The 25,768-nt window shown below is 67.9% G+C and carries 26 protein-coding genes; 16 read left to right on the forward strand and 10 right to left on the reverse strand.

Going from position 1 to position 25,768, the window contains the following annotated elements; genetic code table 11:
• Genes rnc through recO form a run of 3 tightly spaced genes read left to right on the forward strand, consistent with a single transcriptional unit; the run spans position 1 to position 2,271 of the window.
• Positions 1 to 759 carry a ribonuclease III gene (rnc, locus tag BAU06_RS07930; protein WP_066346719.1) on the forward strand — a complete coding sequence of 253 codons (759 nt, stop codon included), beginning with the start codon at positions 1 to 3 and terminating at the stop codon, positions 757 to 759.
• Entirely contained in the window at positions 756 to 1,664 is a 909-nt protein-coding gene (gene era / locus BAU06_RS07935) for a GTPase Era (RefSeq protein ID WP_066346722.1), read from the forward strand. The genes rnc and era overlap by 4 nt, the downstream gene beginning before the upstream one ends.
• Positions 1,657 to 2,271, forward strand: coding sequence for a DNA repair protein RecO (recO, locus tag BAU06_RS07940; RefSeq protein WP_066346725.1), 615 nt, complete (start codon positions 1,657 to 1,659; stop codon positions 2,269 to 2,271). Before era ends, recO begins: the two co-directional genes overlap by 8 nt.
• Here recO and BAU06_RS07945 read toward each other — a convergent pair.
• From BAU06_RS07945 to BAU06_RS07970, 6 genes are all read right to left on the reverse strand, one after another.
• Positions 2,232 to 3,557 (reverse strand): NTP/NDP exchange transporter, encoded by a 1,326-nt coding sequence (locus BAU06_RS07945; protein ID WP_066346733.1) that lies wholly within the window; start codon positions 3,555 to 3,557, stop codon positions 2,232 to 2,234. The two genes, recO and BAU06_RS07945, sit on opposite strands and share 40 nt — an antisense overlap.
• 7 nt (positions 3,558 to 3,564) lie before the next feature.
• Positions 3,565 to 4,488 carry an aldo/keto reductase gene (locus tag BAU06_RS07950; protein WP_066346743.1) on the reverse strand — a complete coding sequence of 308 codons (924 nt, stop codon included), beginning with the start codon at positions 4,486 to 4,488 and terminating at the stop codon, positions 3,565 to 3,567.
• A 112-nt stretch (positions 4,489 to 4,600) separates the two neighbouring features.
• Entirely contained in the window at positions 4,601 to 5,314 is a 714-nt protein-coding gene (locus BAU06_RS07955; RefSeq protein ID WP_066346747.1) for a Bax inhibitor-1/YccA family protein, read from the reverse strand.
• 169 nt (positions 5,315 to 5,483) lie between these two features.
• Positions 5,484 to 5,750 carry a hypothetical protein gene (locus BAU06_RS07960; protein ID WP_066346750.1) on the reverse strand — a complete coding sequence of 89 codons (267 nt, stop codon included), beginning with the start codon at positions 5,748 to 5,750 and terminating at the stop codon, positions 5,484 to 5,486.
• A gap of 42 nt (positions 5,751 to 5,792) precedes the next feature.
• A complete protein-coding gene (locus BAU06_RS07965; RefSeq protein WP_066346752.1) occupies positions 5,793 to 6,254 on the reverse strand; it encodes a DNA polymerase III subunit chi in 462 nt (153 codons plus the stop codon).
• 33 nt (positions 6,255 to 6,287) lie between these two features.
• Complete coding sequence (locus BAU06_RS07970) at positions 6,288 to 7,796, reverse strand: leucyl aminopeptidase (protein WP_066358408.1); 1,509 nt, start codon at positions 7,794 to 7,796, stop codon at positions 6,288 to 6,290.
• Positions 7,797 to 7,855: 59 nt separating this feature from the next.
• On the opposite strand from BAU06_RS07970, the gene lptF reads away from it, so the two are divergent.
• Positions 7,856 to 8,992, forward strand: a complete 1,137-nt coding sequence (gene lptF, locus BAU06_RS07975) for an LPS export ABC transporter permease LptF (RefSeq protein ID WP_082988062.1) — start codon at positions 7,856 to 7,858, stop codon at positions 8,990 to 8,992.
• 177 nt (positions 8,993 to 9,169) lie between these two features.
• Positions 9,170 to 10,663 (forward strand): CoA-acylating methylmalonate-semialdehyde dehydrogenase, encoded by a 1,494-nt coding sequence (locus tag BAU06_RS07980; protein ID WP_066346754.1) that lies wholly within the window; start codon positions 9,170 to 9,172, stop codon positions 10,661 to 10,663.
• Positions 10,664 to 10,712: 49 nt separating this feature from the next.
• On the opposite strand, the gene BAU06_RS07985 is transcribed toward BAU06_RS07980, so the two are convergent.
• Together BAU06_RS07985 and BAU06_RS07990 are read right to left on the reverse strand one after the other, a co-directional pair.
• Positions 10,713 to 11,009, reverse strand: a complete 297-nt coding sequence (locus tag BAU06_RS07985) for a putative quinol monooxygenase (RefSeq protein WP_066346757.1) — start codon at positions 11,007 to 11,009, stop codon at positions 10,713 to 10,715.
• A gap of 15 nt (positions 11,010 to 11,024) precedes the next feature.
• Positions 11,025 to 12,014 carry a zinc-dependent alcohol dehydrogenase family protein gene (locus BAU06_RS07990; protein WP_066346759.1) on the reverse strand — a complete coding sequence of 330 codons (990 nt, stop codon included), beginning with the start codon at positions 12,012 to 12,014 and terminating at the stop codon, positions 11,025 to 11,027.
• A 133-nt stretch (positions 12,015 to 12,147) separates the two neighbouring features.
• Between BAU06_RS07990 and BAU06_RS07995 the strand changes: the two genes are divergently transcribed.
• The 4 genes from BAU06_RS07995 to BAU06_RS08010 all read left to right on the forward strand — a co-directional run bounded on the left by BAU06_RS07995 (position 12,148) and on the right by BAU06_RS08010 (position 16,239).
• A complete protein-coding gene (locus BAU06_RS07995; RefSeq protein ID WP_066346762.1) occupies positions 12,148 to 13,026 on the forward strand; it encodes a LysR substrate-binding domain-containing protein in 879 nt (292 codons plus the stop codon).
• 135 nt (positions 13,027 to 13,161) lie between these two features.
• Entirely contained in the window at positions 13,162 to 14,106 is a 945-nt protein-coding gene (locus tag BAU06_RS08000; RefSeq protein ID WP_066358414.1) for a CysB family HTH-type transcriptional regulator, read from the forward strand.
• A 343-nt stretch (positions 14,107 to 14,449) separates the two neighbouring features.
• A complete protein-coding gene (locus BAU06_RS08005) occupies positions 14,450 to 14,764 on the forward strand; it encodes a DUF2325 domain-containing protein (protein ID WP_066346767.1) in 315 nt (104 codons plus the stop codon).
• 200 nt (positions 14,765 to 14,964) lie between these two features.
• Positions 14,965 to 16,239, forward strand: coding sequence for a tetratricopeptide repeat protein (locus tag BAU06_RS08010; RefSeq protein ID WP_066346770.1), 1,275 nt, complete (start codon positions 14,965 to 14,967; stop codon positions 16,237 to 16,239).
• A gap of 101 nt (positions 16,240 to 16,340) precedes the next feature.
• On the opposite strand, the gene BAU06_RS08015 is transcribed toward BAU06_RS08010, so the two are convergent.
• Positions 16,341 to 17,027, reverse strand: coding sequence for a C40 family peptidase (locus BAU06_RS08015; RefSeq protein WP_066346773.1), 687 nt, complete (start codon positions 17,025 to 17,027; stop codon positions 16,341 to 16,343).
• 313 nt (positions 17,028 to 17,340) lie between these two features.
• Between BAU06_RS08015 and BAU06_RS08020 the strand changes: the two genes are divergently transcribed.
• The 7 genes from BAU06_RS08020 (at position 17,341) to BAU06_RS08050 (ending at position 24,521) form a co-directional block, all read left to right on the forward strand.
• Entirely contained in the window at positions 17,341 to 19,215 is a 1,875-nt protein-coding gene (locus BAU06_RS08020; RefSeq protein ID WP_066346775.1) for a propionate--CoA ligase, read from the forward strand.
• A complete protein-coding gene (locus BAU06_RS08025; RefSeq protein WP_066346778.1) occupies positions 19,212 to 19,619 on the forward strand; it encodes a heme-binding protein in 408 nt (135 codons plus the stop codon). Before BAU06_RS08020 ends, BAU06_RS08025 begins: the two co-directional genes overlap by 4 nt.
• Positions 19,616 to 21,010, forward strand: a complete 1,395-nt coding sequence (locus BAU06_RS08030) for an MFS transporter (RefSeq protein WP_066346783.1) — start codon at positions 19,616 to 19,618, stop codon at positions 21,008 to 21,010. The genes BAU06_RS08025 and BAU06_RS08030 overlap by 4 nt, the downstream gene beginning before the upstream one ends.
• 75 nt (positions 21,011 to 21,085) lie before the next feature.
• The gene (locus BAU06_RS08035) at positions 21,086 to 22,096 is read left to right on the forward strand and encodes a 4-hydroxyproline epimerase (RefSeq protein ID WP_066358426.1); all 1,011 of its coding nucleotides are present in this window, start codon (positions 21,086 to 21,088) and stop codon (positions 22,094 to 22,096) included.
• 139 nt (positions 22,097 to 22,235) lie between these two features.
• Positions 22,236 to 22,796 (forward strand): LemA family protein, encoded by a 561-nt coding sequence (locus BAU06_RS08040; protein WP_066346787.1) that lies wholly within the window; start codon positions 22,236 to 22,238, stop codon positions 22,794 to 22,796.
• A complete protein-coding gene (locus tag BAU06_RS08045) occupies positions 22,796 to 23,824 on the forward strand; it encodes a TPM domain-containing protein (protein ID WP_066346789.1) in 1,029 nt (342 codons plus the stop codon). Before BAU06_RS08040 ends, BAU06_RS08045 begins: the two co-directional genes overlap by 1 nt.
• A 79-nt stretch (positions 23,825 to 23,903) precedes the next feature.
• A complete protein-coding gene (locus BAU06_RS08050) occupies positions 23,904 to 24,521 on the forward strand; it encodes a TPM domain-containing protein (RefSeq protein WP_066346791.1) in 618 nt (205 codons plus the stop codon).
• On the opposite strand, the gene BAU06_RS08055 is transcribed toward BAU06_RS08050, so the two are convergent.
• Positions 24,518 to 25,651, reverse strand: a complete 1,134-nt coding sequence (locus BAU06_RS08055) for a hypothetical protein (RefSeq protein WP_066346793.1) — start codon at positions 25,649 to 25,651, stop codon at positions 24,518 to 24,520. The two genes, BAU06_RS08050 and BAU06_RS08055, sit on opposite strands and share 4 nt — an antisense overlap.
• Positions 25,652 to 25,768: the final 117 nt, after the last annotated feature.

Raw genomic sequence — 25,768 nt, forward strand, 5'->3', positions numbered from 1 at the left:
ATGTCGCTCGACGCGCTACAAACCCGCCTGGATCACCGTTTCCGCGATGCCGCCCTGCTGGAGCAGGCGCTGACGCATCGCAGCCATGGTGCGCGCCATAACGAACGACTGGAATTCCTGGGCGATGCCGTCCTGAATTTCGTCGTGGCATCCATGCTGTTCGAGCGCTTCACCAAAATCGACGAGGGCGATCTATCACGCCTGCGCGCCAACCTGGTCAAGCAGGCCTCGCTGGCGGACATCGCGCAGAAGCTCGACCTGTCGCAGGATCTGCGGCTGGGCGAAGGCGAGCTCAAGAGCGGCGGCTTTCGCCGGCCTTCCATCCTGGCCGACACGCTGGAAGCCCTCTTCGGGGCGGTTTTCCTGGACGGTGGTTTCGACGCGGCGCGCCGGGTCATCGCCAGGCAATACCAGCCCGTGCTGGCGACGGTCGATCCCAAGACGCTGGGCAAGGACTCCAAGACCCTGTTGCAGGAGTTCCTGCAAGGGCGCAAGATGGCCTTGCCGGTATACACGGTTGTCGCCACGCACGGCGCCGCGCACAGCCAGCAGTTCGAGGTCGAGTGCGCCATCGCGCCGCTGGATATCAAGGTGACGGCCCCGGGCGCCAGCCGCCGCGCCGCCGAGCAGTCCGCCGCCAAGCTGGCGCTGGAAGCGGCGCAGGCCGCCAGTCCCCCCAAGGCCGGCCGCCGTGCGCCGCGCGCGCGCAAGACCGCGCAATTGTCCTTGCCGGTCGCCGTAGCCCAAGAGATCAAATGACGCAGGAACAATCGCCCCCCGCCAGCGCCACCCGGTGCGGCTTCGTCGCCATCGTGGGCCGGCCCAACGTCGGCAAGTCCACGCTGAACAACGCGCTGATCGGCGGCAAGGTCTCCATCGTCTCGCGCAAGGCGCAGACCACGCGGCATCGCATCCATGGGGTGCTGACCCGCGGTGCGGACCAGTTCGTGTTCGTCGATACGCCGGGTTTCCAGACGCGCCACGGCGGCACCATGAACCGCATGATGAACCGCGTGGTCACGCAGGCGCTGGCCGATGTGGACGTGGTCGTGCACGTGGTCGAAGCGGGAAAGTGGTCCGAGGGCGACGCCAAGCTGCTTCCCTTGTTGCCCGCCGGCGACCGCACCATACTCGCCGTCAATAAAGTGGACGCGCTGAAGGACCGGGACAGCCTGTATCCCTACGTGGCCAAGGTCAGCGCCTTGCACGATTATGGCGCGGTGGTGCCGGTCAGCGCCGCCCGCAACCGCCAGCTGGACGACCTGCTGGATGAAATCGCCAAGCGCCTGCCGGAAGGCGAACACATGTTCGAGGCCGACACGCTGACCGACCGCCCCATGCGCTTCATTGCCGCCGAGCTGGTGCGCGAAAAGATCTTCCGCCTGGTTGGCGATGAGCTGCCCTACGGCTGTACCGTTGTCATCGAACAGTGGGAAGAGCACGACAAGGGCGCCCGGGTGGCGGCCTGCATCGTGGTGGAGCGCGAAAGCCACAAGCCTATCCTGCTGGGCGCGGGCGGGCAGCACATGAAGCGCATCGCCACCGAAGCGCGGCAGGAAATCGCGAAGATGCTGGACAAGCCCGTGCACCTGGAGATCTACATCAAGGTGCGCAAGGGCTGGTCCGATCGCGAAGAGGCGCTGCGCGACCTGGGATATGAGTAAACGCGGCACGCGCGTACAGGACTCCCCCGGCTACATGCTGCACGCCACGCCGTGGCGGGAAACCTCGCTGGTGGTGCAGGCGTTCTCGCGCGATCATGGCTGCGTGGCCCTGGTGGCCAAGGGCGCCAAGCGGCCGTATTCCGCGCTGCGTCCCGTCTTGTCGGCCTTCCAGCCCCTGGCCTTGTCGTGGTCGGGCAGCGGCGAAGTCAAGACGCTTACCCGCGCCGAGGTCGCCGGTATCCGGCCGCTGGCGGGTGCGGCGCTGATGTCGGCCTGGTACATGAACGAATTGTTGCTGCGCCTGCTGCCGCGCGAGGACGCGCATCCGGTGCTGTTCGACGCCTACGATACCGCCCTGACGCAACTGGCCGGCGGCAGCCGGGCCGCCGGCGCGCTGCGGCGCTTCGAGTGGACCCTGCTGCGCGAAACCGGCTATGGCGTGGACGAGGCCGTGCCGGAATTCGACGACCCGGACACCGAGCCGCGCCTGCGCCATCGGCTTCGGGAACGGCTGGCCGAAATCCTGGCGGGCCGTCCGCTGTCCACGCGCCGCGTGCTGCTGGAATTTCAGGCGCGCCGGCTGTCGGCCCGCCTGCCCAGCAAGTAGCCGCAGGCCGCCCATATCGCCGCGCAGGCGGCCCCCACCAGGGCGACCAGGGCGGCGCCGTGGCCCAAGGCATCCACCCCGGTTTTCACCCAGGCGCTGGCGGCATCGCCGGCGCGGTACACCACCGTGTCGATGAAGTTCTTGGCCTTGTACTTCGCTTCCGCGTCCACGGTGGTGAAGATCATTTCCCGCCCCGGCCGCACCAGCGCATATTCGCCGACCCGGCGCAGCACCATGACCACCGCCAGCACGCCAAACACCGGAGCCACGGCCAGGACCAGGAACCCCGCGCAAATGGCGATGGGAATAGCCGTCAGCAGGAAGGTCACGCCCAGCCGCTGCGCCAGGCGGCCGGTCACGAACAGCTGCGTCAGCATGGACAGGGCCTGCACCGTGAAATCGAGCGCGCTGAAAACGCGGATGCGCGCCGCGGACGAACTGAACGCGTCGGCGACCAGGCGGGCCTGCTCCAGGTAAAGAAAGGTACTTGCCGTGGCCAACAGGACGACGAAGGCGGAAATTCCCAGCAGATAGGGCGAAGTCAGCGTGCGCGTGGCGCCCGCCAATATGCCGCCGCCGATGGGGCGGCCCGGTGGCGCCGGGTCGTCGCTCGCGGCGCCCGCGGCGCCCGCGGCGCCCGCGGTGGCGCGCCACCGCATCAGCCAGGACTTCAGGGGCAGGGTCAGGGCCAGGAAGATGGCGGACAGCAGTATCAACCCCGGCGCGCCCAGGCTGCCCGCCAGGGAAGCCCCCAGTACCGGCCCGGCAAGTCCGCCCGTGCTCGCACCCGCGGCGATGAAGGCGAACAGCCGCTTGGCCTGCGATGTCCGGAACACGTCCGCCATCAGGCTCCACGCGACCGACACCACGAACAAATTGAAGACCGACAGCCATACGTAGAAAGCGCGCGCCGCCCAGGCGTCGGCCGGCAGCCGGTACAGCCATGCGGCGAATCCCACCAGCGTGGCGGCGAAGAACGCGTAGGTCCACGTCACGAAGTTGGCCCGGGGAACCCGGCGCGCGAGCCAGCCGAAGCATGGCACCGCGGCCAGCATCACGACAAACGTGGCGGTGAACAGCCACTGCAGCTTGTCCACCCCCGCCGCGATCCCCAGCGTTTCGCGGATGGGCCGCAGGGTGAAATAGCCCGTGAACAGGCAAAAGAAGAAGGCGAAGCCGCACAGGGCGGCGCGGCCTTCGCCCGCATGTATGTTCAGGGCGCGGCCCAGCCGGCCTGGCCTGGATTCCGCGGCGGGGTGGGGGGCGCTTCCCGGCTCGGCCGCCATGATGCGGTCAGGCGAACAGGGCGGCGATGCGTTCCCGCATGGCGGCGTCGGGCAGCCGGCCGTATCCCGCCAACAGGTTGTCCTGCATATTCGCCGGCTTGGACGTGGCGGGGATGACGGCGGTCACGGCAGGGTGGCCGATGATGAACTTCAGGAAGATCTGCGCCCAGGACGTGCAGTCGATTTCCCCCGCCCACTCGGGCAGCGGCCTGCCACGCACCTGGCGGAACAAGGCGCCATCCTGGAAGGGACGGTTGATCAGCACCGCCACGCCTCGCGCCTGGCAGGCCGGCAGCAGGCGTTTTTCCGCGCCGCGGGCCGCGACGGAAAGATTGATCTGTACGAAATCCGGCTTTTCCCGTTCGACCAGGGCGGTGAGCTCGTCCTGCGACGATTCCGTGTAGTGCGTGATGCCCACGTAGCGCGTCACGCCTTGCTGTTTCAGTTCGCGCAGCAGGGCCAGCTGGGTGGCCGTATCGATCAGGTTGTGGACCTGGATCAGGTCCAGCTTGCGGGTACGCAGGGCGCTTTCGGAGTCGCGTACCTGCTGCATGCCGCCGTCGCGGCCGCGCGTGCCTATCTTGGTCGCCAGGAATACGCCATCGCGGGCCTTCAGCCGGGCGAGCAATTCGCCCGTGACGGCCTCGGCCTGGCCGTAGCTGGGCGCGGTATCGATGACGGCGCTTTTGCCGGCGGAGGCCAGCAGGCGCTGCACGACTTCCTGCAGCGGGGCCAGCTCGCCGCCGTTGCGCGGGCTGACGTCGAAGGTGTCGGCCGTGCCCAGCCCGACCACGGGCAGGGTCTCGCCGCTGGAAGGTATGGGGCGCCGGTGCATGGCGGGCGTCTGTCCGGCTTGCGCGGCGTGCAGGAGCCAGGCGGGCGCCAAGGCGGCCAGCGGGGCGTTCAGCAGGAAGCGTCGGCGGGTGGGCATCGTCGTACTCCGAAAAGAAAAGGGGCTCACGAACCGCGAGCCCTTGGCCTATCGGCGGGACGGCCCGGGGCCGCCCCGCGGTACAACTACCGGCTGGTCCGCCGGCCGGCGATCAGTTCCGGTTGCCGCCGCTGAACGCGCTGAGCAGCACCAGCAGGTTGGAGAAGACGTTGTACACGTCCAGGTAGATGGCCAGGGTAGCGGAGACATAGTTGGTCTCGCCGCCGTTGACCACGCGCTGCAGGTCCACCAGCATGAAGGCGGAGAAGATGACGATGGCCAGGACCGAGATGGTCAGCATCAGCGCGGGCAGCTGCAGGAAGATGTTGGCCAGCGCGGCCACCAGGATAATGATGGCGCCGGTGAACAACCACTTCTGCATGTTGGACAGGTCGCGCTTGATGGTCGTCGCCATCGTGGCCATGGCCGCGAAGACCACGGCGGTACCGCCGAAGGCCGTCATGATCAGCTGCGAACCGTTGGACAGCCCCAGGACGAAGCCGAGCAGGCGCGAAAGCATCACCCCCATGAAGAAGGTGAAGGCCAGCAGCAGCGCCACCCCCAGGCTGGAGTCCTTGTTCTTCTCGATGGCGAACATGAGCCCGAAGGCGCCCAGCAGGAAGACGATGGCCGACATGCCCGGGCTGGCGCCCATGACCTGGTTCAGTCCGGTGTACAGGCCCACCGCGGCACCCAGCACCGTGGGGACCATGGACAAGGCCAGCAGCCAGTAGGTATTGCGCAGGACGCGGTTGCGAACCACCTCGCCCGGCGCGCCGGTGTAGGTACCGGCGCGATTGAAGGGTGAAGGACGATAATCGTTCATGTGACGAGCTCCTGATAGGGGCCATTCAGCGATGGCTACGGTGCTTTGACGCGATCCGATGCTGACAGTTCCCTGAATTATAAAGACGTATGAACAAAGATTAACCCAGCTGGTCCGCCAGCGGTAGTGCCGGTGCGCGCTGGCCTGGAACGCCGTGGCTTGGGGCGCGTCAGCCCGGTCGCAAGCGCCGCACCACGCGGTCGACGAGCGCCGGCAATTCGGCCTCCAGGGACTGCCGGACGTGCGCCATGGCCTGGTCCAGCGCCAGCTGGACGGTATGTTCGAGTTCCGCCTGCAGGGCCGCGCGCAGGACGGGATCCGGCGGCAGGGCGGTGGCGGGCGGGTCCACCACGTCGGTAAGGATGGGCGGTTCGTTGATGCTGTCGATCTGGTGCGTCAACGTCGGGATGGCGGGGTCGGTATCGCGATAATCCATGATTCCTCCTCGAGCGGCCCTGGCGCCGGGCGGCCCCCGATGTCAGCGGGCGGGCTTGGCGCCGATGGCGTGGCTGTGCGGGGTTTCCCCCTGGGCCAGATAGGCGCGCCAGCGCTGCCGCGCGGCGGGGACGTCCTCGCCGTCGGCGGAGACGATCTCCAGTATGCGCGGAAAAGCCTGGTAATTGGGCGGGCAGTCGTCGTCCAGGTTGAGCAGCCAGGGCGCGGGCCGCTCGCCCGGTGCCGGCGCGGCGGGCACCGCGGCGGACGGATCCGCCGCGGTCAGCACCACCGGCGTCTCGGCCGCCAGCGGGTCCGTGGCCAGCACATGGGGCACGAAGGAGATATCGTCGAACGCCCACAGCATGCGGTCGAAGGCATTCAGACGCACCGGGTCGGCGCAGTAGACCACCAGCGGCTGGCCCGCCAGGTATTGCTTGCGCGCCACCTGGCAGGCGGTGCGCAGGCGGTCCGGGGCGCCGAAGGCAAAGTCGATGCGGGCCATGGCGGTCGGGGCGCGGCGATGCGGGGCCCGGCGTCAGATCTGGTTCAACAGATAGTGCATCAACAGCGGCACGGGGCGCGCCGTCGAGCCTTTTTCCTTGCCGCCGCGCCAGGCCGTGCCGGCGATGTCCAGGTGGGCCCAGGGATAGGCCTTGGCGAAGCGGGACAGGAAGCAGGCGGCCGTGACCGCGCCGGCCGGGGGCCCGCCGATGTTGGCCATGTCGGCGAAGTTGGACTTCAGCTGTTCCTGGTAGGCGTCGTCCAGGGGCATGCGCCAGGCGGTGTCCAGCGACTCGCGGCCGGCGCGCAGCAGCGCATCGGCCAGTTCGTCGTTCTTGGAGAACAGGCCGCTGTTGATGCTGCCCAGGGCCACGACGCAGGCGCCGGTCAGCGTCGCGATGTCGACGACGGCGGACGGCTTGAAGCGTTCGGCGTAGGTCAGCGCGTCGCACAGGATCAGGCGGCCTTCGGCATCGGTGTTCAGGATCTCTATGGTCTGCCCGGACATGCTGGTGACCACGTCGCCCGGCTTGTTGGCCTTGCCGCTGGGCATGTTCTCGCAGGTGGGGATCAGGCCGACCACGTCCAGGGGCAGCTGCAGTTCGGCCAGGGCGCGGAAGGCGCCCAGCACGCTGGCCGCGCCGCACATGTCGAATTTCATTTCGTCCATGGTGGCGGCCGGCTTGATGGAGATGCCTCCCGAGTCGAAGGTAATGCCCTTGCCGACCAGCACGATGGGGCCGCCGGCGTCCTTGGCGGGCTTCTTGGCCGCCGGTTTGCCGGCATGGCGCAGCACGATGAAGCGGGGCGGTTCGTCCGAGCCGCGCGCCACCGAGAGGAAGGCGCCCATGCCCAGGGCTTCGATCTGCTTGCGGTCCATGACCTGGACCTTCACGCTTTTGTAGGCGCGCTCCAGCTTGCGGGCGGTTTCGCCCAGGTAGGTGGGCGTGCACAGGTTGCCGGGCATGTTGCCCAATGTGCGGGCCAGGTCCATGCCGTTGGCGATGGCCCCGCCTTCGCGCAGGCCCGCCTGGACCTGGGTGGCGTCGCCGCGTTCGATGCAGTGGACGATCTTGCGCAGCCTGGGCCGGGCCTCGCGGTCCGGCTTGCCGAAGCTTTCGTCGTAATGGTAGGCGGCGTTGCCCGCCGAGATGGCCGCCAGTCGCGCGCGGGCGCGGATGGGGCTGCCTTCCAGCGGGATGGAAACCAGGGTGGAGACGCCTTCGGTCAACTGGGCGCCGACGCAATACGCGGCAAAGGCCTGTTCCGCCGCCGCATGGGTGCGGGGCGAATATTCGTCCTGTTTGCCCAGGCCCACCAGCACGATACGTTGCGCCGCGACGCCGGGAAGGGCGCGCAGCACCAGTGTGCTGCCTTGCTTGGCGCGGAACTCGCTTTTGACCACGGTGCGAAGCGCGCCATTGCTGGCGCGGTCGATGATATCCGCGGCGGGGCTGAGGACGCCTTCGGCGAAGACCCCCACCGCCAAGGCGGCGGTCTTGACCTGGTGCAGGGAGGCGGTGCTGTGTGTGCTAAATTCCAGTGACATTGAAGGCGTTCCCGTATGCGTCGATAATTGGCGATTATCCCGCATATTTTCCCATGTCTCTATTCAAACGATCCGTCGTCAGCGAGATCACGAGTCACGCTGGCGTTGTCTTCTCCACCCTGGTGGTGGTCTGGCTCAGCGTGCTGCTGGTCCGGCTGCTGGGCGAAGCCGCGGGCGGCACCATCGGGCCCGATGTCGTGCTCGGGCTCGCCGCATTCTCCACGATCACCGCCTTGCCCACGATCCTTTCCGTGGCGCTGTTCATCGCCGTGCTGACCACGGTCACGCGCAATTACCGCGAATCCGAAATGGTGGTGTGGTTCGCCAGCGGCCTTTCCCTGGCGGATTGGCTGCGGCCGGTGATGCGCGTCGCCGTGCCCGTGGCCGTGATGGTCGCGGTACTGACGCTGGTGGCCTCGCCCTGGGCCTATCGCCAGATCGGGGAATACCGCCAGCGTTTCGAACAGCGTTCGGACCTTTCCAAGGTGACCGCCGGACAATTCGGCGAATCGCAGGACGGCGCCCGGGTGTTCTTCGCCGAAGAGCCGACCAGCAAAGGCGATGAACTGGGCCATGTGTTCGCGCGCGTCATCGATCCGGAATGGCTCAGCGTGCTGACCGCCGCCAGCGCGCACACCCAGACGCAGCCCAATGGCGACCGCTTCCTGGTCCTGAGCGCGGGCCACCGCTACGACCTGAAGCCGGGCTCGGCGGAATTCCGCATGTCCACCTTCGATCAGTACGGGGTGCGGCTGGAAAGCAAATCCACCGCGGATCCCGCGGCGGAGGCCCGCGCGGCCGCCGAGCGTTCCAGCAAGGCCCGCAGCACGATGCAGCTGATGGAAGACAACACGCCCAATGCCTGGGCGCAGGTGATGTGGCGCGTATCGATGCCGCTGGCGGCGCTGATCCTGGCCGTGATGGCCATCCCGCTGGGCGCCGTGAATCCGCGCCTGGGACGTTCCGGCGACCTGCTGATCGCCGGCCTGGTGGCCCTGCTGTACATGAACCTGATCAATCTGTTCCGCGCCTGGATCGGCGATGGCCGCATCCCCTTCGGCGTGGGATGGTGGCCCGTGCATGCCATCGTCCTGGCCTTCGCCGCGTATCTGATGATGCGCAGGCTGCGCGTGAAGGCGCCGCGGAACACCGGCGGGCCGCCGCCCGCGCCGCCCGCCGCCGCGGCCTAGGCTTTGCCGGCGCCACCCCGCTGCCGCCATCATTGGCGCGGCGGCACGGGCGCTGGCGCGGCCTTTTTCGTTGCGGGGTATTTCGCCCGACTCTACACTGGACCGATAATGCCCGGGGCCCGTCGCGACCATGACGGCACCCGGACCACGATTCCCACAAGGAACCAGGAGGAGACCATGAAAGAAACCCCGCGCATTCCGCTATTGATCGGCGGCGAACGTGTGCAGTCGCGTACCGCCCAATGGCGCGACGTCGTCAATCCCGCCACCCAGGAGGTGGTCGCCCAAGTCCCCTACGCCACGGCGGAGGAAGTCGACCAGGCGGTGGCGAACGCCAAGGAAGCCTTCAAGGCCTGGCGCAACAGCGGCCAGGCCACCCGCATGCGCGCGATGCTGAAACTGCAGCAGCTGATGCGCGAGAACACCGGCAAGCTGGCGGAACTGATCACCCGCGAACACGGCAAGACCCTGCCCGATGCCGAGGGCGAGGTCGGCCGCGGCCTGGAAGTCGTGGAGCACGCCTGCGCCATCGCCAGCCTGCAGTTGGGCGAGTACGCCGAAAACGCCGCGTCCGGCATCGATGTCTATACGCTGATCCAGCCGCTGGGCGTGTGCGCCGGCATTACGGCTTTCAACTTTCCGGTCATGCTGCCGTGCTTCATGTTTCCCATTGCCGTAGCCTGCGGCAATACCTTCGTGCTGAAGCCTTCCGAGCAGGACCCGTCGGCTTCGCTGTTCCTGGCGGAGCTCGCCCTGCAAGCCGGCCTGCCGCCCGGCGTGCTGAATGTGGTCCATGGCGGCGCGGATATCGCGCAGGCGCTGTGCGAGCACCCCGACATCAAGGCCGTTTCCTTCATCGGCTCCACCCGCGTCGGCACGGAGATCTATCGGCGCGCCTCGGACGCCGGCAAGCGCTGCCAGGCCATGATGGGGGCCAAGAACCATTGCGTCATCCTGCCGGACGCCGATCCGGAGGTCGCGCTCAACCAGTTGCTGGGCGCCGCGTTCGGGGCGGCGGGCCAGCGCTGCATGGCGACCTCGGTGGCCGTGTTCGTCGGCGCGTCGCGGGAATGGCTGCCTGAATTCGTGGCGCGTGCGAAGCAGCTCAAGGTCAACGCCGGCACGGATCGCCAGGCTGACCTGGGGCCCTTGGTGTCCCAGGCCGCGCGCACCCGGGTGGAAGCGCTGATCCAGCATGGCGTGGAAGAGGGCGCCGAACTCCTGCTGGACGGCCGCGGCATCCAGGTGGCGGGCTTCGAAAAGGGCAATTTCGTCGGGCCCACCGTATTCGGCGGCGTGCGGGCGGGCATGAAGATCTACACGGAAGAAATCTTCGGCCCGGTCCTGTGCGTGGTCGGCGTGGAAACGCTGGAGGAAGCCGTGGATTTCATCAATGCCAATCCCAACGGCAACGGCGTGGCTTTGTTCACGCAGGACGGCGGCGCGGCGCGCTATTTCCAGAACAACGTCGATGTCGGCCAGGTGGGCATCAACATCCCCATTCCGGTGCCGGTGGCGTGGTTCAGCTTCACGGGCTCGCGCGGCTCCAAGCTGGGCGACCTGGGCCCGAACGGCAAGCAGGCGGTGCAGTTCTGGACGCAGACCAAGACCGTCACGGCGCGCTGGGCCGCGCACGGGCGCACGGTGAATACGACGATCACCATGCGCTGACCCGCGTGTCCGGCTGGCGATCGGCAGCCGGCCGGATGCGGGGCTCGATTCAGATCAGTTCGCGCAGTATCTGCACCTGCAGGGGCCCTTGCAGGCGGGTCTGGAAGGCATCGACCATGGCCAGGAAATGCGCTTGCCGTTCATGGGCGGCAAGCGCTTCGCGGCTGGCCCACTGTTCGATGAACACGAATCTGCCGGGATGCCCCGGGTCCGTATGCACGGCGTAAAGCTTGCAGCCGCTTTCCTGGCGGGTGGCGATGACGCACGGGCGGATGATGGCTTCGACCTCTGCTTCCAGGCCCGGCCTGGCCTGGACGGTCGCGATCACGGCGATTGCTTCGGACATGAATCGGCCTCCTGCTCAGTCAACGATGTCGATGACGACCTTGCCCACGGCGTGGCCGTTGTCCAGCCGTGCGTGGGCGGCCGCGGTATCCGCAAGCGTGAAGCGGGCGGAATCCACGAGCGGCGTCAGCATGTCCGCATCGACCAGCGTGGCGACTTCGCGCAGGATATCGCCATGGTGGGCAAGGCCCTGGCCGGTCAGCATGGGGAGCAGCATGAAGATGCCGATGAAATCCAGGCTGCTTCCAAGAATGGGAACAAGGTCGTGGGTTTCCCACGCGGCGCAACTGATCAGGCGCCCGTAGCGGCGCGTCGCCGCGGCGGATTGTTCGAATACCGGGCCGCCGACCGTGTCGTAGACGACATCGAAGCCCTTGCCGCCGGTATGGCGGGCCACGTAGTCCTCCGTCGCCATGTCGCGATAGGGTATCGGTTCGGCGCCCAGCTTGGCGGCGATGCCGAGCTTTTCCGGTGTGGAGGCGGTGGCGAACACCTTCGCCCCGAAGGCCCGCGCGATCTGGATCGCGACATGGCCGACGCCGCCCGCGGCGGCATGGACCAGCACGGTTTCGTCCACGCTGACCGCGGCGCGATCGACCAGCCCCTCCCACGCGGTGATGGAAACCAGCGGCAGCACCGCGGCTTCCCGCATGGACAGCCGCGCGGGCTTCAGCGCGACCAGCCGCGCGTCGACCGCGACGAATTCAGCCAGCGTGCCCGGCCGTCCTTTTACGCCGCCGGCGCAGCCATATACGGCATCGCCCACCGAGAAACCGCGCACTTCGGCGCCGACCTCGGCCACGACCCCGGCGAAGTCCATGCCCAGGATGGCGGGCAGGTCGGGCGCTGCCGGGCCCAACTGGCCGGCCGCGATCTTCAGGTCCGCCGGATTGACGCCAGAGGCATGCACGGCGACCAGCAGTTCTCCCGGGCCGGCCTGCGGGCGAGGCAGATCCTCACGTAGCTGGCCGGGTTTGCCAAATTCGGTCGTTACATAGGCGCGCATCGGGTCTGTCCTGGTTCATGGTGGAAGACGACACGATACGGCGGCTTGCTGCATTAGCAAAACGACTAATTTTTATCCGTGGAATTCAAAATCCGAATGCTAGACTTGCGCCTTGCGACGCATGGAGCCGCGAATGGCAACGAATCAACTGGAACTGGACAGCCTGCGCGCTTTCCTGGCCATCGCCGACCATGGCAGTTTCACCGCGGCAGCGACCAGCATCGGCCGTACGCAATCGGCCGTCAGCCTGAAGATCCGCAAGCTGGAAGACGAACTCGGCAAGCCGCTTTTCTTGCGCAACTCGCACCGCACGACCTTGACGCCGGCGGGCGAACTGCTGCTGGGTTATGCCCGGCGCCTTGTGCGCGACAGCGACGCTGCCATCGCGCATCTGCGCACGCCGGAGGCCGCGGGCGCCATCCGCCTGGGCATAGGCGAGTTGTTCGTACCCGATCACCTGCCCCGCGTGTTGACGCGTTTCCGCCGCGCCCATCCCCGCGTACGGCTCGAGGTACAGGTCGGCCTGTCCGCCGATCTCCTCCGTGAGCTGCGCGCGGGCGCGCTGGATCTCGTCGTCGCGAATCGCGAAGGCGACGACATGGGAGGGCGCGTGGTATGGGCCGAACCGCTGCGGTGGGTCGCCGCGGCCGATTTCGAGTGGCGCGACGACGGCCCCGTGCCGCTGGTGGCCCTGCCCCCGCAGTGTCCGTATCGGCGCATGGCGATCGACGCGCTCGCCGGCATCGGGCGCACCGGCGAAGTGGTCTACGCCTGCACCAGCCTGCTGGGCGTCGAAGCGGCCATCGCGGCAGGGTCCGGCGTCGCCATACTCGGCCAGTCCTCCCTGCTGCGCAATCCCGGCCTGCGGGATATCGGGCATCGTCTGCCCGCGCTTCCGGTTTGCCAGATCGCCGTATTCGGTGAAGCCACCGCCGACCACGCTGCCGCGCGTGGATTGGTGCGCTTCATCGAGGACAGCCTGACCTCTGAATCTTCGCTGCTGAAGATCTAGTCCCCAGGTAGGCCTTCTTGTGTCCGCCCCCAGCCTACCGCCTACGGATGCGCAGGGCAGAAGCATAGAATTGAAAGTAATTTAGGATTATTCCCTTATTACTTATAATTGGATTCCTTCAACGGGATCCGCTTCATGAACCTGCAACAGTTCCGTTTTGTCCGCGAGACCATCCGCCGGGACTTCAACCTGACCGAAGCCGCGCGCATGCTGTACACCTCGCAGCCGGGGGTGTCCAAGGCCATCATCGAATTCGAAGACGAGCTGGGCATCAAGATCTTCGAGCGCCACGGCAAGCGCATCAAGGGCCTGACCAAGCCCGGCCTGGCCGTTTCCCAGGTCATCGACCGCATCATGCGCGAAGTCGACAACCTGAAGAAGGTCAGCGACGAATTCGCCCGCCGGGACGAAGGCGGCCTGATCATCGCCTGCACGCATACCCAGGCGCGCTATCTGTTGCCGCGGGTGATCCCCGCTTTCCGCAGGCAGTTTCCCAAAGTGCACCTGTCGCTGGCGGAAGGCAGCCCGGGGCAGCTGGCCGAGATGGTGCTGCACGAACAGGCCGACCTGGCCATCGCCACGGAATCGCTGGCGCTGACGCCGGGGCTGGCCACCATGCCTTGCTATACCTGGGAACACACGGTCGTGGTCCGTCCCGATCATCCGCTGGCGGAGTTGACTTCCAGCGAGGCCAAGCGCTTGACCTTGGCGCAGCTGGCGGCTTATCCGCTGGTGACCTACGACCGCGCCTTCACCGGGCGCACCACCATCGACGAAGTGTTCGCCTCGCAAGGTATCCATCCCGATATCGTGCTGGAGGCCATCGACGCCGATGTCATCAAGACCTACGTCGACGTGGGACTGGGCATCGGCATCATCGCCGGCGTGGCCTACGACCCGCGCCGCGACAGCGGGCTGGTGGGCCTGCCCGTCGGGCATCTGTTCGGCACGCACACGACCCGGGTGGGCATCAAGGCGGGCGTGTTCCTGCGCGACTACGTGTACACCTTCATCGAGATGCTGTCGCCCGCGCTGACGCGCCAGGTTGTCCTGGACGCCGTGCAGGGCGTGCAGGAGTAGGCCGGAACAGGTGAACCCGGCGCGCGGGCGCGGCCGGCAGACATTGGCCGCGACATACCGGGCCGCACATGGCCCCGGCACCCTGGGGCGCGACACCCTGGGCGGCGACCCCCCGGGGCCCGACCGCCGGGGCTCCGACACCCATGACCGCGGCACACGGTGACTCACGCCCACTTCGTTTCGGGCGCCCCGCATGTCCGGCCCAGCTCCGTGCAACGCTTGCCGCTCTATATGGCGGACCGAGCTCATAGCTAAATTAAATGAGAATCCATCTCATTTACTTGCCCTAAAAAACAAGAATCATTATCATTCACTCACGATCAACGACGCAACGAGGTCTGTCATGTCGACGGCACTTAGCGCAGTGGTGGTGGGCGCGGACCGGCTGGGCAACATCCCCGATCTGCTGAAAGGGCACAACATCGCGATCACGCATCACATCAGCGGGCGCGATCCCTCCCACCAGAAGCGGGGGCTGCAGCTGCCCTCGGGCACGCAACTGGTGATTCTGCTGACCGATTTCCTCGGTCATAACGTAATGAAGACCTTCCGCCAGTCGGCGCAGCGTTCGGGCATACGCGTCGTGGCCTGCCGCCGTTCCGTCTGCAGCATGCAGCAGGCCCTGGCGCAGTGTGGCCTGTGCGGACGCGCGGCGTAGCCACCGGCGCGGTTGCGGTGTGTCGGTGCGTCCGGCGGCGTGGGAATATGCCGGGCAGACACGCCGGTATTCCGGGTTTCAGTCCGGCTCGCGCCCGCCGATAATCTCCCGGTCCGATACTCCTGGGGTCGCATCGTGGGGAAGAATAATGAAGCGCCTCGGGGCCGGTATGCGCTCCGCCATCGCGCGATGAGCGCCGCATGACAAAGGCGGCCTCCTTCGACCATCATGCATGGCACGATGCCGCCGTACAGGCCTGGGGCCGCCGCGATCTGGTCGCGGCGGTGCAGGCGGAGCGCTGCGCGTGCGAGCAGGCGCCGGACGTCGCCCTGTATCACAGCAATCTCTGCCACCTGCTGCGCCTGGCCGGCGCGCTGGACGAGGCCGTTTTCCACGGCCAGCGCGCAACGGCGCTGGACCCGGGGTTTCCGGATGCCCATTGCCACCTGGGCATGGCGCGCCATGACCGCCTGGAGCTGGACGCCGCGATCGCCTGCCAGCGCCGCGCGCTGGCCCTGGACCCGGACCGGGCGGTGGCGCACTTCGAGCTGGCCAAGACCCTGTTGCTGGCGGGCCGGATGGCGCAAGGCTGGACGGAATACGAGTGGCGTTTCGCGATACCGGGCGTGGCGCCGCCGGCGCCCTGGCATGGCGAACGGCCGCAATGGGACGGTGCGCCGATGCCCGGCGGCACGCTGCTGCTGGTGGCGGACCAGGGCTATGGCGATGTCATCCAGTTCTGCCGCTACATTCCGGCGGCGGTGTCGCGCTGCGCCGGTGTCGTCGTCGCGTGCAGTCCCGAGATGCTGCCCATCGTGGCTCAAATGGCGGGTGGGGCGCCCTGCGTCACGCAGTGGGAAGATGTCGGCCAGTTCGACGCCTGGTGCGCCTTGTCCGGCCTGCCGGGGCGGCTGGGCGCGACCCTGGATTCCATCCCCGCCGCCGACTCTTATCTGGCGGCCGAGCCCGGCCGGGTCGCGGCCTGGCGCCAGCGCCTGGACCAGGCCATGCCGCAAGGGCATCGGCGCGTCGGGCTGGTCTGGGCGGGAAGGCCCACGCATGCCAACGATGCGAACCGGTCGCTGCGGCTGGCGCAACTGGCGCCGGTGGCGCAGGTTCCCGGCGTGGCCCTGGTCTCATTGCAGACGGGCGCGGCGATCCAGGAAATCGACGCCTATCCGGGCGCCGCGCCCCTGGTCAATGCCGGGGCTGCCGTGGCGGATTTCGCCGATACGATGGCCATCATTGCCAATCTGGAATGCGTGGTGACCGTGGACACGGCCGTGGCGCACCTGGCGGGCGCGATGGGATGCCCCGTGGCGCTGTTGCTGCCCTATGCGCCGGACTGGCGCTGGCTGCTGGGCCGCCGCGACACCCCCTGGTACCCCGGCGTCGCGCTATACCGGCAGCCCGCGCCGCGGCAATGGGATGCCCCTGTCGCCGCCGTGGCGCGCGACCTGGCGGCGCGCCGCTGAACCGTGGAAGGAAAGCGCGTTGCACTGCCGGCGCGGCAAACGGCGGCTAATCGGCAAAGACGGGCGGGAAATGCGAGATGGCGCCCCGGGCGGGGCGCCGTTCAGTTCTGCGCGCGCGCCGACGCCAGCAGCGTCGTGTCGATGCGCCGGGCGCCGTTGTAGCGTTTGTTCCAGTAGGCCATGTCCATGCGCTCGATGCGCACGACGCCGCCCCGGCTGGGCGAGTGGACGAAGCGGTCCTCGCCCAGGTAGATGCCCACGTGCGAGTAGCGGCGGCCCATGGTATTGAAGAACACCAGGTCGCCCACCTGCAGATCGTTGCGCGCCACCGGCGTGCCGACCTGGAACATTTCCGCGGCGGTGCGCGGCAGCTTCAGGCCCAGCGATTGTTCGGCCACATAGCCGACCAGCCCGCTGCAGTCGAAGCCGGTGCTGGGCGACTCGCCGCCGCTGCGGTAGCGGATGCCAAGATAGTTCAGGGCTTCGCCCGCCAGCACCGTGTTTTCGGTGGTGGCGCCGCTGCCGGGGTAATTGCTGGCGGTGCGGCCGCCGCGGCGCATCTTCTGCGCCAGCAGCATGCCTATGGGATCGTCGCTGTCGGCGGTGGTCCAGGCGGCGTCATAGGCGTCCTGGTCGAAGCCGGTGTAGGCGGTGTCGCGGCCGGGGCCTGTGTTGGCGCATCCGGCAAGGATCGCAAGGCCCGCCATGACGACGCCAAGGCGCAGGGCCCGCCCCTGATGAGCTAGAAAACGATAAAAGGATAGCGTGCGGTAGTCGTATCGTTGCATTGTTCGCTTGAAGGCGCGCGCGAAACACGCCTGGAAGACGACGGACGACCGCCGTGTAAGAAAATTCCGAGGGATTCTATCAAAATTGCGTACAGGTCCGGCTTGCGCCGCGTATACGCCAACTTTCATCCTGCGCCGGGGAGGGCGCACTGCCTAGGATGGATAGAACCGGCGAGATTGATGCCGCAAAGAGCAGACCTGCCTGATCGGGGAATCGCGAAGCTGAGCGCGCCGCTGCCTACACCCGGCAGACTCGGACAAGTCGTAAAGATCGTCAGAATCTGCAACAGAGCGAAGATAACAGGAGACAGCCATGCAAAAAACCCGGGTTTTCCACTACTCGTCCATTCATCATCCAGAAACATTTTGGCACAGGGAGGCCGGGCGGATCCATTGGGACGTTGCGCCGGAGACGATTCTGGACTTCAGCCGCCCGCCGTTTGCCCGCTGGTTCCCCGATGGTCGGACGAATCTGTGTTTCAACGCCGTGGACCGCTGGCTCCCCCAACAGGCGGATAGACAAGCGCTGATCTGGGTATCCACCGAAGTGGACCAGGAAAAAATCTATACGCGGGCGCAGCTGTTCGAGGAGGTCAACGCGGCGGCGGCGATGTTGCGCGAGCAGGGGGTGGGGCCGGGCGACCGGGTGCTGATCTATATGCCCATGGTGCCGGAGGCCGTGTTCGCCATCCTGGCCTGCGCCCGCCTGGGGGCCATCCATTCGGTGGTCTTCGGCGGCTTCGCCTCGCACAACCTGGCGCAACGCATCGACGATGCGCGGCCCAAGGTCATCGTCTCGGCCGATGCGGGGTCGCGCGCGGGCCGCGTCATGGCCTACAAGCCCCTGCTGGACAAGGCACTGGCCATGAGCCGGGCACAGCCGGACGCGGTCATCCTGCTGGATCGCGGCCTGGCGCCGATGGAACGGACGGCGCGCGACCACGATTACGCCACCCTGCGCGCCCGCCATGAGGGCGCCCGCGTGCCCGTGGCCTGGATGGAGTCGACCGCGCCCAGCTATATCCTGTATACGTCGGGCACCACCGGCAAACCCAAGGGCGTGCAGCGCGACACCGGCGGCTATGCCGTGGCGCTGGCGGCCTCCATGGAGTACATCTTCGACGGCAAGCCGGGCGAAACCTTCTTCTGCACCAGCGACATCGGCTGGGTGGTGGGCCACTCCTATATCGTCTATGGCCCGCTGATCGGCGGCCAGGCCACGCTGCTGTACGAGGGCACCCCCGTGCGTCCCGACGGCGGCATCCTGTGGCAGCTGGTGGAGCGCTTCAAGGTAAACACGCTGTTCACGGCGCCCACGGCGGTACGCGTGCTCAAGCGCCTGGATCCGGGCCTGTTGCGCCGGCATGACGTGTCGTCGCTGCGCGCGGTCTATCTGGCCGGCGAACCGCTGGACGAGCCCACCGCGACGTGGATCGCCGAGGGCCTGGGCAAACCCATCATCGACAACTATTGGCAGACCGAAAGCGGCTGGCCCATCCTGTCCGCGCAGCCTGGCGTGGAACGCGTGCCCACCCGGTTCGGCAGTCCTTCGTTTCCTTGCTATGGCTTCGACGTCCGCGTGGTCAACGAGTCCACCGGAGAGGACCTGGAACCCGGGCACAAGGGTGTGGTCGCCATCGTCCCGCCCCTGCCGCCAGGCGCGATGACGACGATCTGGGGCGATGACGAGCGCTTCGTCCATACGTATTTCGAATCCATCCCGGGCCGCCAGGTGTATTCCACCTTCGATTGGGGCACGGTGGACGCCGATGGCTATTGGTACATATTGGGTCGCACGGACGACGTCATCAATGTCGCCGGCCATCGCCTGGGCACGCGCGAAATCGAGGAATCCCTTAGCAGCCATCCCCGGGTCGCCGAATGCGCCGTGGTTGGCGTGGCCGACGCCATCAAGGGCCAGGCGGCACAGGCTTTCGTCGTACTGAAGGACGCGGCGGAAGGGGACGTCGCCGCGCTGGAAGGCGATATGATGCGCGTGGTCGAAGAGCAGCTGGGCGCGGTCGCGCGGCCCGCGCGTATCCGTTTCGTCGGCGCACTGCCCAAGACGCGTTCGGGCAAAGTGCTGCGGCGGGCCATCGTCGCGGTGTGCGAAGGGCGCGATCCCGGCGATCTTCCGACCATCGAAGATCCCCATGCCCTGGAACAGATCAAGGAATCCCTGACATGAACAGCAAACCCGCCCTGACGGCGGACGATGTTAAGAAAATCCTCGCCGCGGCCGAGGCCCACGCCCTGAAGAACCAGTGGCCCGTCACCATCGCCGTGGCCGACGATGGCGGCCATTTGCTGGGCATGCTGCGCCTGGACGGCGCCGCGCCGGTCAGCGCGCATATCGCGCCGGCCAAGGCGCAGACCGCCGCGCTGGGGCGTCGTGAATCCCGCGTCTACGAGGAAAGCATCAACACCGGCCGCTATGCCTTCCTGTCCGCGCCGGTGCTCACCGGCATGCTGGAAGGCGGCGTGCCCATCGTCGTCCAGGGGCAGGTCGTGGGCGCCGTGGGCGTGTCCGGCGTCAAGGCGTCGGAAGACGCGGAAACGGCCAAGGCCGGCATCGCGGCGCTGCAGCCATGACGTCGTCCTTGCCGGAGCATGCCGCGCCGGCGTCGCCCGCCGATGGCGGCGGCGCCGTGCCGGGCGAAGGCAGCCTGAACCCCGGCGTGACGCGGCGCGAGGTCTGGTCCTGGGCGATGTACGACTTCGCCAACTCCGGCTACACGACCGTGATCCTGACCACGGTCTTCAGCGCGTATTTCGTCGGCGTGGTGGGCGGCGGCGCCCACTGGGCGACGCTGGCCTGGACGGGCGCGCTGTCGGTCTCCTACCTGGCCATCATGCTGACCATGCCCACGCTGGGCGCGCGCGCCGACGCGCGCGGCGCCAAGCGCAAGCTGCTGTTCGCCAGCACCGTGGGCTGCATCGTCGCGACCTTGAGCCTGACGCAGGCCGGGCCCGGCGACGTGTGGCCGGCATTGATAGGCATCGCCATCTCCAACTATTTCTATTGCGTCGGCGAATCGGCCGTCGCCTCGTTCCTGCCGGAACTGGCGCGGCCGCACGCGCTGGGCCGGGTGTCCGGCTGGGGCTGGAGCTTCGGCTATTGCGGGGGCATGCTCAGCCTGGGCCTGTCCCTGGCGATCGTGTCGATGGCCCAGGCGCGCGGCGAGAGCGCGCCGCAATTCGTGCCCTGGGTGGTGGCGGTCACCTGCGCCGTGTTCGCGCTGTCGGCGCTGCCGTCGTTCGTGTGGCTGCGCGAACGCGCCCGGCCGCGCGGCGGCGTCCCGGCCAAGCCGGACATGCTGGGCCAGCTGCTGCGCGCATGGCGGGACACGGGCCGCCACCATGTGCAGTTCCGCCGCTTGCTGATGTGCGTGTCCTGCTACCAGGCCGGCATCGCGGTCGTGATCACCCTGGCCGCCGTCTATGCCGAACAGGCCATGGGTTTCAAGATGGCGCAGATCATGATGCTGGTCTTCCTGGTCAACATCGCGGCGGCGGCCGGCGCCTTCCTGTTCGGCTATCTGCAGGACCGCATCGGCCACAAGCGGGCGCTGGCCATCACGCTGTGCGGCTGGATCGCCATGGTGCTCATCGCCTATGCGGCCGTGACCGTCAGCGTGTTCTGGATCGCCGCGGCGCTCGCGGGCCTGTGCATGGGCACCAGCCAGAGCGCCGGGCGCGCCATGGTGGGCGCGCTGGCGCCGGAAAAGCGCCTGGCGGAGTTCTTCGCGCTCTGGACGTTCTCGGTGCAGCTGGCGGCGGTGATCGGCCCCTTGACCTACGGCCTGGTGACCTGGCTCACGCACGGCAATCATCGGCTGGCGATCCTGGTGACCGGCCTGTTCTTCGTCGGTGGCCTGGCGCTGTTGCGCAGGGTGGACCTGGCGCGCGGGCTGGCCGAACGCGCGGCGGCCGGCGACGCCCAGGCCGCGGTCGGCGCGGCGGCGACCGGCGGCGCGGTTTGACGCTACTATGATCGTCCCCGCCCCGACGCGCCGGCGCCCATGGGGCCTATCGTGCTCAACGCCTCATCCCAAGCCATGACATCCCATACCTTTTTCTGCGTGGACGGACACACCTGCGGCAATCCCGTGCGCATGGTCGCCGGCGGCGCCCCGGCGCTGCAGGGCGCCAATATGGTCGAGAAGCGCGCGCATTTCCTGCGCGAGTACGACTGGATCCGTACCGGCCTGATGTTCGAGCCGCGCGGCCACGACATGATGTCCGGGGCGATCCTGTATCCGCCGACGCGGCCGGACTGCGATATCGCCTTTTTGTTCATCGAGACATCGGGCTGCCTGCCCATGTGCGGGCACGGCACGATCGGCACGGTGACCATGGCGCTGGAGCGCGGCCTGGTGACGCCGCGCGAACCGGGCGTGCTGCGCATCGACACGCCGGCCGGCCTGGTCGAGGCGCGCTACGAGATGGACGGCCCTTATGTGAACAGCGTGCGCATTACCAATGTGCCGTCCTTCCTGTATGCCACCGGGCTGGAAGCCGAGGTCGAGGGCCTGGGCCTGGTGAAGGCGGACGTGGCCTATGGCGGCAACTTCTACGCCATCGTTTCGCCGCAACAGGCCTTCGCGGGCCTGGAACGCGTGCAGCCCTCGGACCTGCTGCGCTGGAGCCCGCGCCTGCGCCAGGCTTTCGGCCGCAAGTATCAATTCGTTCATCCGGAGAACCCCGCCATTAACGGCCTGTCCCATGTGCTGTGGACGGGCGCGCCGCGGCATCCGGAGGCCCATGCCCGCAACGCGGTGTTCTACGGCGACAAGGCCATCGACCGCTCGCCCTGCGGCACGGGGACCTCCGCCCGCATGGCGCAATGGGCGGCGCAGGGCAAGCTGGACGTCGGCAGCGACTTCGTGCACGAAAGTATCATCGGCACGCTGTTCCGCGGTCGCGTGGAAGCGCGCGCCAAGGTGGGCGAACTGGACGCCATCGTGCCTTCGATCGAAGGCTGGGCGCGCATGACTGGTTACAACACGATATTCATCGACGACCGCGATCCGCTCAAGCACGGCTTCCAATTGAAGGACAATGTATAGCGTGCATGGCGGGAATTTGATCGAAGAGGTGTCAATGGAATCCACACAGGTGTTTACTTCGCGAACGGCATCGGCGCCGCGGGCGCCCCGGGCATCGATATGGCAAGCGTTCACGACATCCTGGCGCGTCTTGCTTGCGATGCTGCTGGCGTCGCTGCTGGCGGGTTGCGGCGTGAATACCATCCCGACGCTGGACGAACAGGTCAAGGCGGCGTGGGCGCAGGTGGAAAACCAGTACCAGCGCCGGGCCGACCTGATTCCCAATCTGGTGGAAACGGTCAAGGGCTATGCCAAGCAGGAGCAGGACACCCTGACCGCCGTGGTGGAAGCCCGCGCCAAGGCCACGTCCATCAAGGTCGACGCCAGCACCATCGACGATCCGCAGAAGCTGCAGCAGTACGACCAGGCGCAGCAGCAACTGGGCGGCGCGCTCAGCCGCCTGCTGGTGGTGTCGGAACGCTATCCCGACCTGAAGTCCAACCAGAATTTCCTGGCGCTGCAATCGCAGCTGGAAGGCACGGAGAACCGCATCGCCGTGGCGCGGCGCGACTACATCGCCGCCGTGGAACGCTACAACACCGAAATCCGTACGTTCCCGGGACGCCTGTGGCACATGGTGCTGTATCGCGATCTGCCGGTGCGCGAAACCTTCAAGGCCTCCGCGCCCCAGGCCGACCAGGCGCCCAAGGTCAAGTTCTGATGAACCGGACGGCGGTGCGGTGGATCCTGTGCATGCTGCTCTCGGCGTGCGCGCTGGCGGCCGCGGCCCAGCCCGCGCCGCAGGATGGCGGAAAGTCCTCCGGGTCGGGCATTTCGGGCCCGTTCTCCGCCGGCGCGCCGGATCCGGCGCGCCCGACCGCGGCGTCGCCGGCACCGCCGGCCGATGGCGCTCGGAATCCGGCCCCGGTGCCGGACGCCCCCGGTAACACCCCGCAAGCGCCGCCGCGCACGGCGCCCCCGGCTCCTGGCGGATCCCCGGCGTCGCCGCCCGCGGCGGCGCCGGAGGAAACCGGCGGCGCGCCCGCGCCGGCCCTGATCGGCCGTGTCGTCGACAATGCCGGCCTGCTGGATCCCGCCACGTCGTCGCGGCTGGCCGAGATGCTGGCGGCGCATGAGAACGCCACGGGCCAGCAGGTCGTGGTCGTGACGGTGCCCAGCCTGCGGGGCGCCTCCATCGAGGACTTCGGCTACCAGCTGGGCCGCCGCTGGGGCATAGGCGAGAAGGGCAAGGACAACGGCGCGCTGCTGATCGTCGCGCGCGACGACCGCAAGGTCCGCATCGAGGTCGGCTACGGCCTGGAAGGCACGCTGACGGACGCGATGTCGTCGGCCATCATCAACCAGATCATCATCCCCGCTTTCCGGCAGGGCGACTTCAATAAGGGCATCGCGGACGGCACCGGCGCCATGCTGAAAGTGCTCAGCGGCGATCCGGACGCCGCGCCCATCCAGCGCCAGGTGGCGGCCGAGCGCGACGGCCCCACGTCGGTCCCGGTTTTCATCATCCTGCTGTTCATCGTCATCGTCGTGATCTCGCGCATGGGCGGCGGCATGGGCGGACGGCGCCGCGGCAGCGTGCTGCCCGGCGCCATCCTGGGCGGCCTGGCGGGCAGCCGGGGCCGGTATGGCGGCTCCGGCGGCTTCGGCGGGGGCGGCGGTTTCGGTGGCGGCGGTTTCAGCGGGGGCGGCGGCAGCTTCGGCGGCGGCGGGGCCTCCGGCAATTGGTAGCGCACCGCGCCGCCACGGGCGGGGCAAGGGCCACGCGCCCACCGGCCCGCCGGATTTGGCAAGGATAGGAAAGCGAGCTATGACACTGCTGAACGAAACCGAATTGCAGCAGGTGGCGCAGTCCATCGCGCGCGTGGAGCGCGAGACCGACGCGGAGATCGTCACCGTGCTGGCGGCGCGCGCCGACGACTACGCCTATATTCCCTTGCTGTGGGCCAGCCTGATCGCATTGCTGGTCCCTGGCCTGCTGAATTACGGCGTCGTCATGTTCGGGCCGCATCAGTTGCTGCTGACGCAATGGCTGGTCTTCATCGTGCTGGCGCTGGCGTTCCGCGTGCCGGCCATCACGACGCGCCTGATCCCGCGGCATGTGCGGCGCTGGCGCGCGGGCAATCTGGCGCGCCGCCAGTTCCTGGAGCAGAACCTGCATCACACGCGCGGCGAAACCGGGGTGCTCATTTTCGTCTCGGAAGCGGAGCGCTATGTAGAGATCCTGGTGGACCGCGGCATCAGCGCCCGCCTGCCTGACGCCACCTGGGAGCCCGTCATCGCGGCCTTTACCGAGCAGGTCGGCCAGGGGCGGACGCTGCAGGGATTCCTGGCCTGCATCGAGCGTTGCGGCGCGCTGCTGGCCGAACACGTGCCCAGCACATCGCAGCGCGACGAATTGCCGAACCGGCTGGTGGTGCTGCCCTAGACGCGCAGCGCGGTCGCCGTGGCAGCGGCCCCCGCGGCCGGGCGTCCCATGACGATATTCATCAGATCCCCCCGGAACGCGCGCCGCGCCAGGTCCAGGTCCAGGCGGTCGCCCGGTTGCAGATGCCCCGGCTCTCGCGCCAGCGATTCCCAGCTTTTCCGCAGCAGGTCGAACGCGGCGCAGGCGTCGCGTTCCTCGTGCGACAGGTCGTCGTCGGTGATGTGCAGCAGTGCGGCGTGCGCCGCGATGGCGTCGATGTTGTAATACCAGAAGACCACATTGTTGTGGCCCAGCAATATGCCGGCATCGCCGGGATGATCCACGTGATAGACCTCCATGGCTTGCGCCGGGATGGCCAGCGCGATGTCGCGGCACAGTTGCTTGCCCGGTTCGACGGCCCGCAGGGTGGTCAGCATCCGCCGGAAACCTTCGCGGTATCGCGCCATGCCGCTGTCGACATTGAAATGCAGGCCCACGCCCGGACCGGCCTGGTCCGGCGACGCCGCGGCGGCGAAGGCGGCCGGCGCGTGGCGCGTGGCGTCCAGCAAGGCCTGGCGGAATTTGCCTGTCTCCGGATGGATATCGATACGCTTGCCCGGCCCGAACGTGCCCATCGTGAAATAGTTCATCGCGTCCAGCAGGAATTCGAACAGGCCGCAGGCGTCGCGCTCCTGCGCGGAAAACGGCGGGCAGCCGCCGTGGGCGCGCATCCGTTCGCCGTGGGCCGGCAGCGTGCCGGCGGCCAGCGACAGGCGCAGCCGGCCTTGCGGGTCCGCCGTCAGGCCGGCCTGGCGTGGCGTGTCGGCGCGGACCACCTCGATGGACTGGCTGGCCAGCTTGCAGGCCAGGTCGGCCAGCAGGCCGCGGCCCGTGACGGTTGCGTCGATGACTGCCAAGGCGTCCCGCAGCGGCTCGTGGCCGTTCGGGACATCCGCCACGATATGCAGGTTGAGCACCGCGCCGCCATCGGCCGATGCCACCGTGCCGCGGGCCGGCGAGGGCGTGGCGGGACAGGTGGGATAGCTCAGGATCCAGCCGGCCACCTGTGGCGGCAGTTCGGGCGGCGCGGCGACATCCTGCGGAAGGGGGGCGGTAGCGGGGGCCGGGGGGGAACAGGTATTCAGGAACATGCGGTCTCCATTGGACGCGGCTGGGTAGGAACGCTGCCCCGCGCCGTTCCTTGGCTAGGGTTTTTCCCAGGCCAAAACCGGACGGATGCCAGGCGCTGCTGCTATCCTTCTTTCTTG

Source organism: Bordetella bronchialis (genome assembly GCF_001676705.1).
Lineage (GTDB): Bacteria > Pseudomonadota > Gammaproteobacteria > Burkholderiales > Burkholderiaceae_B > Bordetella_C > Bordetella_C bronchialis.

Coding starts and splice junctions, on each gene's coding strand:
- rnc (WP_066346719.1), top strand. CDS start 1: ATGTCGCTCGACGCGCTACAAACCCGCCTGGATCACCGTTTCCGCGAT.
- era (WP_066346722.1), top strand. CDS start 756: ATGACGCAGGAACAATCGCCCCCCGCCAGCGCCACCCGGTGCGGCTTC.
- recO (WP_066346725.1), top strand. CDS start 1,657: ATGAGTAAACGCGGCACGCGCGTACAGGACTCCCCCGGCTACATGCTG.
- BAU06_RS07945 (WP_066346733.1), bottom strand. CDS start 3,557: ATGGCGGCCGAGCCGGGAAGCGCCCCCCACCCCGCCGCGGAATCCAGG.
- BAU06_RS07950 (WP_066346743.1), bottom strand. CDS start 4,488: ATGCCCACCCGCCGACGCTTCCTGCTGAACGCCCCGCTGGCCGCCTTG.
- BAU06_RS07955 (WP_066346747.1), bottom strand. CDS start 5,314: ATGAACGATTATCGTCCTTCACCCTTCAATCGCGCCGGTACCTACACC.
- BAU06_RS07960 (WP_066346750.1), bottom strand. CDS start 5,750: ATGGATTATCGCGATACCGACCCCGCCATCCCGACGTTGACGCACCAG.
- BAU06_RS07965 (WP_066346752.1), bottom strand. CDS start 6,254: ATGGCCCGCATCGACTTTGCCTTCGGCGCCCCGGACCGCCTGCGCACC.
- lptF (WP_082988062.1), top strand. CDS start 7,856: ATGTCTCTATTCAAACGATCCGTCGTCAGCGAGATCACGAGTCACGCT.
- BAU06_RS07980 (WP_066346754.1), top strand. CDS start 9,170: ATGAAAGAAACCCCGCGCATTCCGCTATTGATCGGCGGCGAACGTGTG.
- BAU06_RS07985 (WP_066346757.1), bottom strand. CDS start 11,009: ATGTCCGAAGCAATCGCCGTGATCGCGACCGTCCAGGCCAGGCCGGGC.
- BAU06_RS07990 (WP_066346759.1), bottom strand. CDS start 12,014: ATGCGCGCCTATGTAACGACCGAATTTGGCAAACCCGGCCAGCTACGT.
- BAU06_RS07995 (WP_066346762.1), top strand. CDS start 12,148: ATGGCAACGAATCAACTGGAACTGGACAGCCTGCGCGCTTTCCTGGCC.
- BAU06_RS08000 (WP_066358414.1), top strand. CDS start 13,162: ATGAACCTGCAACAGTTCCGTTTTGTCCGCGAGACCATCCGCCGGGAC.
- BAU06_RS08005 (WP_066346767.1), top strand. CDS start 14,450: ATGTCGACGGCACTTAGCGCAGTGGTGGTGGGCGCGGACCGGCTGGGC.
- BAU06_RS08010 (WP_066346770.1), top strand. CDS start 14,965: ATGACAAAGGCGGCCTCCTTCGACCATCATGCATGGCACGATGCCGCC.
- BAU06_RS08015 (WP_066346773.1), bottom strand. CDS start 17,027: ATGCAACGATACGACTACCGCACGCTATCCTTTTATCGTTTTCTAGCT.
- BAU06_RS08020 (WP_066346775.1), top strand. CDS start 17,341: ATGCAAAAAACCCGGGTTTTCCACTACTCGTCCATTCATCATCCAGAA.
- BAU06_RS08025 (WP_066346778.1), top strand. CDS start 19,212: ATGAACAGCAAACCCGCCCTGACGGCGGACGATGTTAAGAAAATCCTC.
- BAU06_RS08030 (WP_066346783.1), top strand. CDS start 19,616: ATGACGTCGTCCTTGCCGGAGCATGCCGCGCCGGCGTCGCCCGCCGAT.
- BAU06_RS08035 (WP_066358426.1), top strand. CDS start 21,086: ATGACATCCCATACCTTTTTCTGCGTGGACGGACACACCTGCGGCAAT.
- BAU06_RS08040 (WP_066346787.1), top strand. CDS start 22,236: ATGCTGCTGGCGTCGCTGCTGGCGGGTTGCGGCGTGAATACCATCCCG.
- BAU06_RS08045 (WP_066346789.1), top strand. CDS start 22,796: ATGAACCGGACGGCGGTGCGGTGGATCCTGTGCATGCTGCTCTCGGCG.
- BAU06_RS08050 (WP_066346791.1), top strand. CDS start 23,904: ATGACACTGCTGAACGAAACCGAATTGCAGCAGGTGGCGCAGTCCATC.
- BAU06_RS08055 (WP_066346793.1), bottom strand. CDS start 25,651: ATGTTCCTGAATACCTGTTCCCCCCCGGCCCCCGCTACCGCCCCCCTT.